Here is a 14,161-nt window from a genome sequence, read left to right as displayed (position 1 = left end):
CGGCCAGGCAGCACGGATCGAGAGCAACGGCCGGCGCGATCAGGCCGATCACCCGTGCGCCAGACTCCGGGAATGGAGCCGTCTTGCGCCGACCCGCCGGATGTGCATCACGCTGACAAGCGCAACGGCGCCGGCGAGGCGTTACGGTGATGGAGCAGGATCCGGCGGAACCGGTCCGGATCGTGCGCATGGGTCAGTTCGCCGGGCCGCGGCAGGTAGTAGTCGTAGAGGCGCGATACCCAGAAACGCAGCGCCCCTGCGCGCAGCATCGCTGGCCAAGCCCTCACTTCGGCCTCGGTGAAGGGACGCACCGACTCATAGGCCCCCAGCAGCGCCCGCGCGCGCTGCGGATCGAGTGCGCATTCGGCCGTGGTGCACCAGTCGTTCACAGTGATCGCCACGTCGTAGATCAAGCTGTCCACGCAGGCGAAATAGAAATCGATGAATCCGCCCACCCCGCTGCCGTTGAACAGCACGTTGTCGCGAAACAGATCGGCATGCACCACTCCGCGCGGAAGCCCCTCGCGCGACTGGCTGGCCTGGAATGCGATTTCCGATTCCAGCAGCGCGCGCTGCTCCGCCGACAGAAAGGGGTAGATCTCCGGCGCGACCGCGGTCCACCACTTCGGCCCGCGCAGGTTGTCCAGGTAGCCCTGATAGGTCTGTCCCGCCAGGTGGAGGTCGGCGAGCACCTCGCCCACCTGCGCGCAATGCTGTGGCGTGGGACTCATCACCGGCTCCCCGGGCAGGCAAGTCACGATAGCCGCCGGTTTGCCCTTGAGTTCTCCCAGCAACTGGTTCTGCAGATTGGCGATCGGCCTGGGAACCGGCAGTCCGTGATTCGACAAGTGCGCCATCAGGTTGAGATAGAACGGAAGCTCGTTCCTGGTCAGCTTCTCAAACAGTGTGAGCACGTAGCGGCCGTGGGTGGTCGTGACGAAGTAATTGGTGTTCTCGATGCCCGACAGGATGCCTTCGAAATGCGTGAGCACGCCGATCGAGTAGTTTTTCAGCCATGCGGCGAGCTCTTCCCGGGTGACGGTGGTGAAGACCGACATGAGCGGCGGCGGGCTACAGACTGAGCTGCGCCTCGCGCTCCGCGGCGGAAGGCTCGAAGGTGCGGTGCTCGTAGTGCGTGAAGATCGCCTCGACGATCTGTTTCGGGTCGTCGATGATCTGGATCAGGTTCATGTCCTCCGCGTCGATCATCTTCTCATCCACCAGCGTGGTGCGCAGCCAGTCCAGCAGCCCGCGCCAGAACGGCTTGTGCACCAGGATGATCGGGATCTTGCGCGATTTACCGGTCTGCACCAGGGTCAGCGCCTCCATCAGCTCGTCCATGGTGCCGAAGCCGCCGGGCAGCACTACATAGGCCGAAGCGAACTTCACGAACATGACCTTGCGCGCGAAGAAATGCCGGAAGGTCTGACTGATGTCCTGGTAGGCGTTCGAGAGCTGTTCATGCGGCAGCTGGATGTTCAGGCCCACCGAGAGCGACTTGCCGAAGTAGGCGCCCCGGTTCGCCGCTTCCATGATCCCCGGCCCGCCGCCGGAGATCACCGCGAAACCGGCATCGGAGAGCGCGCGGGCGATGTTCTCGGTGAGTTTGTAGTAGGGATGTTCGGGCGATACACGCGCGCTGCCGAATATCGACACCGCGGGCCGGATGTGGGCCAGGCGTTCGGTGGCCTCGACGAACTCTGCCATAATTCCGAACACTCGCCACGACTCGCGCGCCGACCAGGCTTTCTCCACCAGTTCGGGCGCAAGCGGGACCGGAAGTTTCTGCTTTTCGCTCATTCGGCATCCTCTGACTTCACGCTGTGATGAAAACGCTGCTGCTGGTCGACGGCTCGTCTTATCTGTACCGTGCATTTCACGCGCTGCCGGACTTGCGCAACAGGAACGGGGAGCCCACGGGCGCGGTGTACGGCGTTCTGAATATGCTGCGCCGTCTGAGGAAGGAAACCGCCGCGGATTATATCGCTTGCGTATTCGACGCAAAAGGAAAGACCTTTCGCGACGACGTCTACCCGCAATACAAGGCTAACCGGCCGCCGATGCCCGACGATCTCGCGGCACAGCTCGAGCCCTTGCAAGCATGCATCCGGGCCATGGGCTGGCCGCTGCTCGCCGTGGAAGGCGTCGAGGCCGACGACGTGATCGGCACGCTGGCCAGGCAGGCAAGCCGCAAGGGCATGCGCACCGTGATCTCGACCGGCGACAAGGACCTCGCCCAGCTGCTCGACGGCTCCGTGACGCTCGTCAACACCATGTCCAACGAGACGCTGGACGCCAAGGGCGTGGAAACCAAATTCGGAGTGCGGCCAGAGCAGATGATCGACTTCCTCACCCTGGTCGGTGACAGCGTGGACAACGTGCCCGGCGTGGAAAAAGTCGGCCCGAAGACCGCGGCGAAGTGGCTGGCCCAATACGGTTCACTGGAAGAAATCGTGCGCCACGCCGATGAGATCGGGGGCGCGGCGGGCGAGAACCTGCGCAAGGCGATCTCTTGGCTGCCCACCGCGCGGCAGCTCCTCACGATCAAGACCGATGTCGACCTGCCGTTCGAAGTCGAGCAGCTGCAACCGCAGCCGCCGGATGTGAAACGGCTGGCCGAGCTGTTCGAGCGGCTGGACTTCAGATCCTGGCTGCGCGAGCTGAAAGAGCGTTCGCCGGGCGTGGAGTCGGCCGCCCCAGACGCCACGCCGGCGAGCCCGCCGGCAGCGCCCCCGCGCGACTACCGCACGGTACTGACGGAGCAGGACCTGGAGGATTGGGCCCAGCGCGTCGAGCGCGCCGCGCTCGTTTCCATCGACACCGAGACGACCAGCCTCGACCCGATGGCGGCCGAGCTGGTGGGCATCTCGCTGTGCACCGAACCTGGCTGCGCGGCGTATATCCCGATGGGTCACCGCTATGCCGGAGCCCCGCAGCAGTTGTCAGTGGAAACGGTGCTGCGCCGGCTCGGGCCGTGGCTCGAAAGCGCGGCGCGCGCCAAGCTGGGCCAGAACCTGAAGTACGACATGCATGTGTTGATGAACCACGGCATCCGCGTGACCGGCGTGCAGCACGACACGCTGCTGCAGTCCTATGTCCTCGAAGCGCACCGGCCGCACGACATGGACGCTTTGGCCGAGCGCCATCTCGGTATCAAGACCATCACCTATGACGAGGTAACCGGGAAAGGCACCTCACGCATCGGCTTCGAACAGGTGGATATCGCCCGGGCGACGCAGTACTCGGGGGAAGACGCCGACGTGACGCTGCGGCTGCACCAGGCGATGTACCCGCAGCTCGCGCGCGATGAACGCTTGAGCTATGTCTATCACGAGATCGAGATGCCCGTGCTGGACGTGCTGTTCGTCATGGAACGCAACGGCGTGCTGCTCGATGTCGCCGCCCTGGAAGGGCAGAGCAGGGAGCTGGGACAACGCATCGCCGAACTGGAACGGCGGGTGCACGAACTTGCTGGCCGGCGCTTCAACCTTGGCTCCCCCAAGCAGTTGCAGGAGATCCTGTTCGAGGCACACCAGCTGCCGATCCTGAAGAAGACGCCCACCGGACAGCCTTCGACCGACGAGGACGTGCTGGAGCAACTGGCACTCGATCACCCGCTGCCCAAGCTGATCCTGGAACACCGTGCGCTCTCCAAGCTGAAGTCCACCTATACCGACAAGCTTCCGAAAATGGTCAATCCGAGGACCGGCCGCGTGCACACGACCTATGGACAGGCCGTTGCAGTGACCGGACGCCTGGCGAGCAACGAGCCGAACCTGCAAAACATTCCGGCGCGCACGCCGGAGGGACGCCGGATCCGCGAGGCGTTCATCGCCGACCGGGGATGGATGATCGTATCCGCCGACTACTCGCAGATCGAGCTGCGCATCATGGCGCACTTGTCGCAGGACCCGAACCTGCTGAAGGCCTTCTCCCGGGGAGAAGATGTCCACCGGCACACCGCTTCGGAGATCTTCGGCGTCGCAACGGACGCCGTCACGCCCGAGCAGCGGCGCTACGCCAAGGTGATCAACTTCGGGCTGATCTACGGCATGTCCGCGTTCGGGCTGGCGGCGCAACTCGGCATCGAGCGCGCTGCCGCGCAGCAGTACATGGACCGCTACTTCTCCCGTTACCCCGGCGTCGCCGACTACATGCAGCGCACCCGGGAGAGCGCGAGGACCCGCGGTTACGTGGAGACGGTGTTCGGTCGGCGTCTGTACTTGAACGACATCCGCGCGTCGAACAACGCCCGGCGCCAAGCCGCGGAGCGCGCCGCGATCAACGCGCCGATGCAAGGCACGGCGGCCGACCTCATCAAGCTCGCCATGATCGCGGTGCAGCGCTGGATTACCGCGGAACATCTGGCCACCCGACTCATCATGCAGGTGCACGACGAACTGGTGTTCGAGGCGCCGGAGGCGGAGCTGGGGCGGATCAGCCAGTGCGTCCCGGAGCTGATGTCCGGCGTGGCCAAGCTCGCCGTGCCGCTGGTCGTCGACATCGGCGCCGGCCCGAACTGGGATCGGGCACACTAGAGCCGGCGGCGTGCCCCGTAGCGCTCAGGCGCTACCAGTCGAAGCAAGCGCCGGGCTCGCCTGCACGGCGCCCAGCGCGAACTGGATGTGGTAGAGGCGTGCGTAGATGCCGCCCCGCGCCAGCAGCTCGGCATGCGACCCGGTCTCGGCGATCCGCCCTTCGTCCAACACGACGATCCGATGCGCCTTCTCGATCGTCGAAAGCCGGTGCGCGATGACCACCGTGGTACGGTTGCGCATCAACTCCTCCAGCGCGGCCTGCACGTGCTTTTCCGATTCCGAGTCGAGCGCCGAGGTCGCTTCGTCGAGGATCAGGACCGGGGCGTTCTTCAAGATCGTGCGGGCGATCGCCAGGCGCTGGCGCTGCCCGCCGGAGAGACGCATTCCGTTCTCGCCGATCAGCGTGTCGAGCCCCTGGGGCATGGCGCGGATGAATTCCATTGCGTGTGCTGCCTCGGCAGCGCGCTCAATGTCCTTGCGGTCGGCGCCGGCGTTGGTGCCGTAGGCGATGTTGGCCGCCACCGTGTCGTTGAACAGGGCGACCTCCTGGCTGACGAGCGCGATGTTGGCGCGCAGGCTCGCCAGTGTGAGCGAGTCCAAATCGTGGCCGTCAAGCAGAATGCGCCCGGAATCCGGACGGTAGAAGCGCGGAATGAGATTGGCGAGCGTGGTCTTGCCGCTGCCCGAGGAGCCGACCAGCGCGACGGTCTCGCCCACGCGGACCGTGAGATTGATATCGCGCAGCGCCGGTCGCGCGCTGCGCGGGTACCGGAAGGTTACGTGCTCGAAGCGGATCTCGCCGGCAGCGCGGTCGAGCGTCACGCGGCCGGCGTCGCGTTCCGGCGGCTCGTCGACCAGGGCGAACACGCTTTCGGCCGCGGCCAAGCCGCGCTGCAGGTGCTCCGCCACGCCGGTCAGGCGCTTGAGCGGCGCCGTGACCATCAGCATCGCAGCAAGGAAGGAGACGAAGCCGCCCACGGTCGTGGCGTCCTGCTGGGCTTGGAGCGTGGCGTAGTAGATCACCACCGCGGTGGCGATCGCGGCCAGCAACTGGACGATGGGCACGTTCGCCGCGGCTGCGGCGGTGTGCTTCATCTGAAAACCGCGCAAGCGGTTGCTGGTGGCGTTGAAGCGCGCGGTCTCGTAGTCCTGCCCGCCGAAGATCTTCACCACCTTGTTGCAGTCGATGCTCTCCTGGACCACCTGCGTCAGATCGCCCATCGCCGCCTGCGTCGCCCGGCTCATGTGGCGCAGCCGGAAGTTGAACACCCGCACAACCAGCGCGATCGGCGGAACCATGAGCAGCGAGATCAGCGTGAGCTTCCAGTTCAGGTACAGCAGGTAGGCGACCAACCCGACGATGGACAGCGAATCGCGCACCAGCACCGTGACGGCCTGTGTGGCCGCCTGGGCGACCTGGGTCACGTCGTAGGTGAAGCGCGAGACGAGGTTGCCCGAGGCGTGGTCGTGAAAGTAGCCGAGCGGCAGCGCCAGCATGCGGCGGAACATCCGGTCGCGCAGATCCATCACGACCTTGTTTCCGACCCAGGTGCTGGCGTACTGGCCGATGTACTGGCCGATGCCCCGCACCAGGAAGATCACCACCAGCAACACCGGCATCCAGCGGATGAGAAAGGGGTCCTTGTCGATGAAGGTGCCGTCGAGAAACGGCTTGATCGCTGCGGGCAGCGCCACCTCGGTCGCGGCGCTGATCAGCATGCCCAGGATGGAGAGTGCAAAGATGGCCCAGTAGGGCCGGACATGGCGCAACAGCCGGAAGTACAGCTGCGTGCTGCTCAGCGCTCGCATGGGGCGCACGATAGCACAGCTCCCCGCGCGCGTTGCACCGCGCTGACGGGTACCGAGGCCTTACGCGCGTCTGCCTCGGGTTCGCTGCGCGCTCGGCACCTAGCCGAGATTGAGCATGACGTGCCGCACCGCCGTGTAATCCTCCAGCCCGTAGAGCGCCAGGTCCTTGCCATAACCGGACATCTTCAGCCCGCCGTGCGGCATTTCGTTGACCAGCATGAAGTGCGTGTTGACCCACGTGCAGCCGTACTCGAGCCGGCTCGCCACCTTCATGGCCTTGCCGAGATCCCTGCTCCAGACCGAAGAGGCCAGCCCGTACTCCGAGTCGTTGGCCCATTCGATCGCCTGCTCGACGTCGGAGAAGCGGGTGACCGACACTACCGGACCGAACACCTCCCTGCGCACGATTTCATCTTCCTGCCGGGCTCCCGCGATCAGCGTCGGCTCGTAGTAAAAGCCGCCGCCCGCGGCCGGCCGGCCGCCGGCCACCGCTTCCATGTGCCGGCTGGCGAGCGCCCGCTCGACGAATCCCGCGACGCGCTCGCGCTGCTGAGCGGAGATCAGCGGCCCGATTTCCGAATCCTCCGCATCCGGGTCGCCGAACCGGATCGACTTCACCGCGGCCCCCAGGTCGGCGACCAGCCTGTCGTGCACCTTCGCCGCCGCGTACACCCGGCAGGCGGCGGTGCAGTCCTGCCCGGCGTTGTAGTAACCGAAAACTTTGATGCCGTTGACGACCGCTTCCAGATCGGCATCCTCGAAGACGATCACCGGCGCCTTTCCACCCAGCTCCAGATGGGTTCGCTTCAGCGTGGAGCGCGCAGCCTCCAGCACCTTCTGCCCGGTGGCGATACTGCCGGTGACCGAGATCATGCGCACACCAGGGTGATTGATCAGCGACGAGCCCACCGACGCGCCCGTGCCATGCACGAGGTTGACCACGCCTTTCGGATAGAGCGCGGCGAGCGTCTCAGCCAACGTGAGCGTGGTGAGGGGCGTCATCTCCGAGGGCTTCAACACCACGGTGTTGCCGGCAGCCAAGGCCGGCGCGAGCTTCCAGGCCGCCATCATCAGCGGATAGTTCCACGGCGTGATCTGCGCCACCACGCCCAGCGGATCGCGCCGGATCATGCTGGTGTGACCGGCAAGGTACTCGTCCGCGGCCGATCCCTGCAGGCAGCGTGCCGCGCCGGCGAAGAAGCGAAAGCAGTCGATAATCGCCGGCATCTCGTCGTTGAGCACGCGGGCCAGCGGCTTGCCACAGTTCCTCGATTCGATTTCGGCGTAGTCTCGGGCGTTCGTTTCGATGTGTTCGGCGAGCTTGAGCAGCAGCAGCGAGCGTTCCTGGGGAGTGGTGTGGCCCCAGGTCTTGAAGGCGGCTGCGGCCGCCCTGACCGCCTGATCGATCTGTTCAGCCGAAGCTTCGCGGACTCTGGCGATCGTCTCGCCGTTGTGCGGGTTGATCACCGCATGCTCCGCCCCGGCTCCCGGGGACAGTTCGCCGTCGATGAGCAGCCTGGTTTGCATGTTGTGCTCCTCCAGTTGTCTTATCTGCCGCCTCCGGCGGCTTCATGGGTGTCACGGGTCAGGTAGAACGCCGCCAGAATCGGGATCAGCGTCACCGCGATCACGAAAACGGCGACCACATTGGTTACCGGCCGCTGTCGCGGGCGGATCAGCTCAGAGAGCATCCAGATCGGCAGCGTGGACTGCTGGCCGGCGGTGAAGGTGGTAACGATCACTTCGTCGAACGAGAGCGCGAAGGCGAGCATGCCCCCGGCGAGCAACGCCGTGGCGATGTGCGGCAGCACGATGTAGCGGAAGGTCTGAAAGCCGTTGGCGCCAAGATCCATGGATGCTTCGATCAGGGCGGGCGCCGAGCGTCGCAACCGCGCCAGCACGTTGTTGTACACCACGACGATGCAAAACGTAGCGTGGCCGATGACGATGGTCCAGAAGCTGAACGGAATGTCCATCAGGTTCAGCGCGGAGCGCAGCGCGATCCCGGTAATGATTCCCGGCAGCGCGATCGGCAGGATCAGCAGGAGCGAAATCGCTTCGCGCCCGAAGAAGCGCGTGCGCCACACCGCGGCCGCCGCGAGCGTGCCGAGCACCATCGCCGCGGCGGTGGCCACGACCGCCACCTGCAGCGAGAGCAACAACGCGCGACGCACGTCCTCGCGCTCGAGCGCCACCGCGAACCACCGCGTGGTGAACCCCGGCGGTGGAAAGACGAAGCTGCGCTCCTCCGCGCTGAAGGCATAGAGGATGATGATGAACAGCGGCACGTGCAGGAACAGCAACCCGCCGATGGTCGCGATCCGGAGCGGCACTCCGGCGCGTCTGCCACTGCGCGGCGAACGCTTCCCGGCGCTAGAGCGCATCGAAGGCTCCCGCACGCTTTGCGATCATCAGATAGACGGACATGACTGCGATTGGCACCACGGTGAACGCCGCAGCCAGCGGGATGTTGCCCGCGGTGCCTTGGAGCTGGTAGACCGCCTGGCCGATGAAGGGGCGCGAATTGCCGATGATGCCGGGAATGATGTAGTCGCCCAGGGTGAGCGAGAAGGTGAAGATCGAACCGGCCACCACTCCCGGCAGCGCCAGCGGGAGGATCACCCTGCGGAAGGTCGCACCGGGATGCGCGCCCAGATCGGCCGAAGCCTCGACGAGCGAGGCCGGCACCCGCTCCAGCGCCGCGACGATCGGCAGGATCATGAACGGCAGCCAGATGTACAGGAACACCAGAAACGTGCCTATATAAGAGATCGAGAGCGAGGGACCGCCGATGACCGGAATGGCGAGGATCGAGTCGAGCAGCCAGGCCAGATGCGTCTGCTCCGCGATCCAGGTCACGATGCCTTCCTTCGCCAGGATCAGCTTCCAGGCATAGACCCGCACCAGATAGCTCGACCACAGCGGCAGCATCACCGCCAGATACAGCAGCGCCTTGGTCTTCAGGGAGGCGTAGCGCACCATGTAATAGGCGATGGGAAAGGCGACGATCGCCGCGGCGACCGTGACTACCGCCGCCATTACCGCAGTACGCAGGAAGATGTCGAAGTTGGCGCGCGTGAACAGCTCGCCGTAGGTACGCAGCGAAAAGTCGTGGACGATGGTTCCCGCGAACTCGTCGATATAGAAAAAGCTCTGCAACAGCAGCGCGAACAGCGATCCCAGGTAGATCACACCCAGCCAGATGAGTGGCGGTGCGAGCAGCAGGAACAGCAGGATGCGCGGGCGCAGATACAGCGCCGTGGAAATCCGCTGCAGAGGGGAAGGCGCCGCCAGCGTGGTCATCTAGCGGCCCCGCTCAGCGGCTGCATGAGATGGCGCGGCCAAAACAGCCGGACCGCCTCGCTCACGTGCGGCCCGGCGTCGGGTCCGGCCAAGTTCTGCCGCACCACCGTGAGTTCACCGCCCCCATCGAGCGCCACGGTATAGCGGGTTGAAGCGCCCAGATACGTCACCGCCGAGACCCGGCCGGTCACGCAGACGCTGCCCTCCGGGGCCGGGGCCTGCGGCGCGGCGAACAGGATCTTTTCCGGTCGGATCGCGAACGGTCGCTCCGAGCCGGTCAGCCGCCGCGCCAGCTCGCCGGTACAGAGGTTGGACACGCCGACGAAACCGGCAACGAAAACGGTGGCCGGATGCTCGTAGATCTGCGCGGGTGTACCGATCTGCTCGATCCTGCCACGGTTGAACACCGCGAGCCGGTCGCTCATGGCGAGCGCTTCGCCCTGGTCGTGCGTGACGTAGACGAAGGTGATCCCGACCTGTCGCTGCAGGGCCTTCAGTTCTTCCTGCATCTGCTCGCGCAGCTTCAGGTCGAGTGCACCCAGCGGCTCGTCGAGCAACAGCAGGCCCGGCCGATTGATCAAAGCGCGCGCCAGGGCCACGCGCTGGCGTTGACCTCCGGACAGCTGGGAAGGTCTGCGATCCCCCATGCCTTCGAGCTTTACCAGCGCGAGCATCTCATCCGCACGGCTGCGCCGCTGCGCGGCCGCAACCCTGCGGATCATCAGGCCGTACTCGACGTTTTCGTACACGGTCATGTGCGGGAACAGCGCATAGTCCTGGAAAACGGTGTTGACGTCGCGCTCGTAGGGCGGGACACCCGCAACGTTCCTCCCGTGGATGACGATCGCGCCGCGATCCGGCAGTTCGAAGCCGGCGATGAGCCGCAGGCATGTGGTCTTGCCCGAACCGGACGGTCCGAGCATGGAAAAGAACTCACCGTCGCGCACTTCGAAACTGACGTCGTCCACGGCGCGCACCACCCCGAACGCGCGTGAGACAGCGGCGAAACTCACGGCAATGCTGGTGGGCGTGGGCATGATGAAAAGATGCGACACAGGACGGGCCGCTTTCGCGGCCCGTCCTGTGTGTGCCTGCTCTCCGGCGCCAGAGCGAAGCGCGGGGGCGCCGTTCCTAGCGACCGCCGAGGATCGCGATGTAGTCCGTCACCCAGCGGTAGTAGGGCACACAGGTGCGCCCGCCACCGCAGTCGGCGACCGGGGTACGCCAGAACCAGATGCGGTCGAACTCGTTGATCCCGTTGGTCTCGCACCCCTTATCCCCGAGCAGCGCATTGCCCTTGCAGGCTTCGGGCACGACCGGCACCGACCCGAACCAGGCGGCAAGATCACCCTGCAGTTTCTTGTTCAGAGAATGCTCCATCCACAGGTAGGCGCAGTTGGGGTGCTTGGCCTCCGCGTGCATCATCGTGGTGTCGGCCCAACCGGTGGCGCCTTCTTTAGGCACGACGCTGGAGATCGGCGCGTTCTTCGACTTCAGCAGATTGACCTGGAATCCCCACGAGGAGGACGCCACCACGCCCTCGTTGGTGAAGTCGTCGATCTGCACGAACGCGTCATGCCAGTAGCGCGCCACCAGCTTGCGCTGTTCGCGCAGCAGATCCAGGGCGGCCTTGTACTGCTTTTCGTCCAGTTCGTAGGGGTTCTTGATCCCGAGCTCCGGTCGGGCGTGCATCAGATAGAGCGCGGCGTCGGCAATGTAGATCGGGCCGTCGAACGCCTGAATCCGGCCCTTGTTGGACTTGCCGTCGTCGAGCCTCGTTTCCTTGAAAACCACTTCCCAGCTCTTGGGGGGGCTCTTGAACGCTTTGGTGTTGTAGGCGAGCACGTTATAGCCCCACTGGTAGGGTACGCCGTAATGCTTGCCGTTGACGTAGTGCCAGGGGGCCTTCTGCAGGCGGGGATCGATGCTCTTGTAGCTGGGGATCAGATTGACGTTGACTTCCTGGACGCGCTTGCCGGCGATCAGCCGCAGGCTCGCATCGCCCGAAGCGGTGACCAGATCAAAGCCGCCCTCGTTCATCAGCGCGACCATCTCGTCCGAAGTGCCGGCGGTCTTCACCCGCACTTTGCAGCCGGTCTGCTTCTCGAACCCGGTCACCCAGTCGAAGTTCTTGTCAGTCTCGCCGCGCTCGATGTATCCGGGCCACGCGACGATGTCGACGAAACCTTCACCCTTTCCGATCTTCTCCACCCTGGCAGCGGCTGGTGATACCACCGCGGCCGCCAGTGCCAGCGCCAGGAAGTGCCCGGTCAGGCTGGAATTCGGCATGGCGATCTCCTCTGGTTGTTGGATGTTGTGGTTCCCCGGACTCCAGACCCGCGTCTGGTGCTATCGCAACGTCATGCCGGGCGGGTGACCAGGTTCGGCGGACTGGATGGATTGTAGCCTCCGCTATTGGGGACCGAAAGGGCCTCACGATCAGCGGCCGAAGCGGTATTCGGCCGTAAGGAACAGATTGCGCTCGGGTGCCGGATAGGCACTGAAGCTGGTGCCTGCGCCGTTCAGGATGCCGTAGCTGAAATACTCCTCGGCGAAGAGGTTGTTGATCGCCAGAGTCCAGACCCATCTGCCCGAATGCCGGCTTGCCTTGACGTCCGCCACAACGTACGCGGGCATCTTGCTTCCGAACGTGTTGCTCTGGTCGTTGTCGAAGCGCTGTTCGCCCACGTAACGGGCCGATGCCCCAATACTCCAGTGTTCAGTGGGCCGCCAGGTGAGCAGCGCCGATGCAAGATGCCGGGGCACGAGCGGAATCTCGTTTCCTTGGACATCGGTCCCCCCAAACAGGCCCTCCAGGAAGCGCGCGCGGCGCCACTCGTAGCGCACCTGAAGCCGCACTCCGGACGCGAACTGCATTCCCGCGCCCAGTTCCGCGCCCTCATGGCGTGTAGGTGGGAGATTCACGTTGGCCCCGAACAGTCCGAAGACTCCGCCCGGAATGAACATGAAGTGGATCTCGTTGGACACGTTCAGACGATAGGCCGCAGCACGTGCCCAGTATCCCGCGCCATCGTACTCGAGGGCGACTTCGCGGTCGCGCGAGGTCTGCGGCGCCAGCGGCACCGGCCTGCCCCGATTTTCGTCCACCGTGGCCAGCCTGAAGCTGTTGCCCGCCCTGAAGTACAGCGAGAGACGATCGACGAGCTGTTGACGCAACGCCAGTTCATAGGCCTTGAGGCCGTCGGTTCTGGAGAGGCTGCTGGCCGGCGAGAACGTCGAGCGTTCGTTGATTCGGGTACGGCTCCGCTGGGCGCGCGCGCCGAGCGTCAGCGTGCTGCCCTGGCGCGGCTCCCAGGTGTCGAGCGCATAGATGGCCCCGTTCTTCTGAACCGATGCGGCATCGGAGTCGAAACCCGGGAAAGCGGTGAGGGTGTCATACTCCCAATTTTCCCAGTCTAGTCCCAATACGAGCATGTGGGGCTGGCCGAACAGGACGCCGCGCACGCGCGCCCGCGGTGAAAGCAGCACCGTTCGTCCGCGCGCTGCGCTGCTGCCGCCCGAGACCGAGCCGGTCGCGTCGCGTCCCCGATACGTCGCATCGGCACCGAACTCGACACCATCCAGCGAACGCAGCCAACCCAGCGACGCGAAATCCGTGTCGAGCGAAGCCTGGTCATCAGGAAAGGCCGCGGCGCGCCGGTCCACAGCAATCTGGCTCTCGCTCAGGGCGCCCGGCAGTCGCGTTTCCTGGCGGTCGCGCCCGAAGCTGAAGTTCCAGCGATCCAGCTCGCGCGCCAGACGCAGCGTTGCACTGACGGAATCCTGGCGGTTGGCGTTGTTGCGCCGGTAGTTGTCGGTATCGTCCCGCAGTACGCCGAGACGCAAACCAAGATGCTCCCCTGACAGTTCTGCGCGGGCCTGCGCGGTGTAAGCGTCGTAGCTCCCGGCGCCCGCGAGCGCCGCGCCGCTGCGGCTATACGGCCGCGGAGCACGCGTGATGATGTTGATCGTTCCCCCGGTTGCACCGCCCCCGTAAAGCACGGCGCCGCCGCTGCGCAGGATCTCGATTCGCTCGACCGCCGCCAGCGGAATGGAAGCCACGTTGGCCGGCAGAAGCTCGTTCTCGCTGATGCGCTGGCCGTTGACAAGGACCAGCGTGTTCTGGTCGCCGGTCACTCCAAAGCCGCGTAGATCGAGCTGAGGGCTTGGCCGCCCGGTGTTGTCGCGCGAGTGCACGCCACCCAGTACGCTCAGCGCCTCGGCGACGGTGCGCACCCGGCTCGCTTCGATTTGTTCGCGTTCGATAACCGTCACTCCGACCGCCAGGCTTTCCAGACTCGCGTCGAATCGGGTCGGAGTGACGACGATGTCTTCGGTCAGGATGTCGATCGATGCGAGTGCAATGCACGGAAAGCTCAGCGCCAGTCCGGCAACCGCGCACTGAAACAGCGTCTTCATTCGAATCTCCCTGTAATGCGCGCCCGCCGCGCGCCGATTGTTGACAGGGAGTTTCCGCGGATGGACAAGCGAATCGAATTGGACACCGCCCC

10 protein-coding genes are annotated in these 14,161 nt (G+C 65.2%); 1 reads left to right on the top strand and 9 read right to left on the bottom strand.

The genetic code is table 11. The annotated features are described in order from the left end of the window. Positions 1 to 107: 107 nt before the first annotated feature. Positions 108 to 1,058 carry a homoserine kinase gene (locus VNM24_10355; GenBank protein ID HWQ38992.1) on the bottom strand — a complete coding sequence of 317 codons (951 nt, stop codon included), beginning with the start codon at positions 1,056 to 1,058 and terminating at the stop codon, positions 108 to 110. 13 nt (positions 1,059 to 1,071) lie between these two features. Next, positions 1,072 to 1,800, bottom strand: a complete 729-nt coding sequence (locus VNM24_10350) for a TIGR00730 family Rossman fold protein (GenBank protein HWQ38991.1) — start codon at positions 1,798 to 1,800, stop codon at positions 1,072 to 1,074. A gap of 26 nt (positions 1,801 to 1,826) precedes the next feature. Here VNM24_10350 and polA point away from each other — a divergent pair, with 26 nt between their 5' ends. Beyond that, positions 1,827 to 4,538 carry a DNA polymerase I gene (gene polA, locus VNM24_10345; protein ID HWQ38990.1) on the top strand — a complete coding sequence of 904 codons (2,712 nt, stop codon included), beginning with the start codon at positions 1,827 to 1,829 and terminating at the stop codon, positions 4,536 to 4,538. A 24-nt stretch (positions 4,539 to 4,562) separates the two neighbouring features. On the opposite strand, the gene msbA is transcribed toward polA, so the two are convergent. From msbA to VNM24_10310, 7 genes are all read right to left on the bottom strand, one after another. After that, positions 4,563 to 6,347 (bottom strand): lipid A export permease/ATP-binding protein MsbA, encoded by a 1,785-nt coding sequence (gene msbA, locus VNM24_10340; protein HWQ38989.1) that lies wholly within the window; start codon positions 6,345 to 6,347, stop codon positions 4,563 to 4,565. 99 nt (positions 6,348 to 6,446) lie between these two features. Beyond that, on the bottom strand, positions 6,447 to 7,874 hold the full coding sequence (locus VNM24_10335; protein HWQ38988.1) for a gamma-aminobutyraldehyde dehydrogenase: 1,428 nt from the start codon (positions 7,872 to 7,874) through the stop codon (positions 6,447 to 6,449). Between the two features lie 20 nt (positions 7,875 to 7,894). Continuing rightward, positions 7,895 to 8,680, bottom strand: a complete 786-nt coding sequence (locus VNM24_10330; protein ID HWQ38987.1) for an ABC transporter permease — start codon at positions 8,678 to 8,680, stop codon at positions 7,895 to 7,897. Positions 8,681 to 8,720: 40 nt separating this feature from the next. Then, positions 8,721 to 9,650 carry an ABC transporter permease gene (locus VNM24_10325; GenBank protein HWQ38986.1) on the bottom strand — a complete coding sequence of 310 codons (930 nt, stop codon included), beginning with the start codon at positions 9,648 to 9,650 and terminating at the stop codon, positions 8,721 to 8,723. Continuing rightward, positions 9,647 to 10,687 (bottom strand): ABC transporter ATP-binding protein, encoded by a 1,041-nt coding sequence (locus tag VNM24_10320; GenBank protein ID HWQ38985.1) that lies wholly within the window; start codon positions 10,685 to 10,687, stop codon positions 9,647 to 9,649. The genes VNM24_10325 and VNM24_10320 overlap by 4 nt, the downstream gene beginning before the upstream one ends. Before the next feature lie 94 nt (positions 10,688 to 10,781). Then, the gene (locus tag VNM24_10315; GenBank protein ID HWQ38984.1) at positions 10,782 to 11,939 is read right to left on the bottom strand and encodes an ABC transporter substrate-binding protein; all 1,158 of its coding nucleotides are present in this window, start codon (positions 11,937 to 11,939) and stop codon (positions 10,782 to 10,784) included. A 150-nt stretch (positions 11,940 to 12,089) separates the two neighbouring features. After that, positions 12,090 to 14,069, bottom strand: coding sequence for a TonB-dependent receptor (locus tag VNM24_10310; protein HWQ38983.1), 1,980 nt, complete (start codon positions 14,067 to 14,069; stop codon positions 12,090 to 12,092). Positions 14,070 to 14,161 lie beyond the last annotated feature (92 nt).

The organism is Burkholderiales bacterium (genome assembly GCA_035560005.1).
Classification (GTDB): domain Bacteria; phylum Pseudomonadota; class Gammaproteobacteria; order Burkholderiales; family Eutrophovitaceae; genus DASRFY01.
Note: the sequence above shows the minus strand (reverse complement) of the source record. Positions and strands in the feature narration are given on the sequence as shown.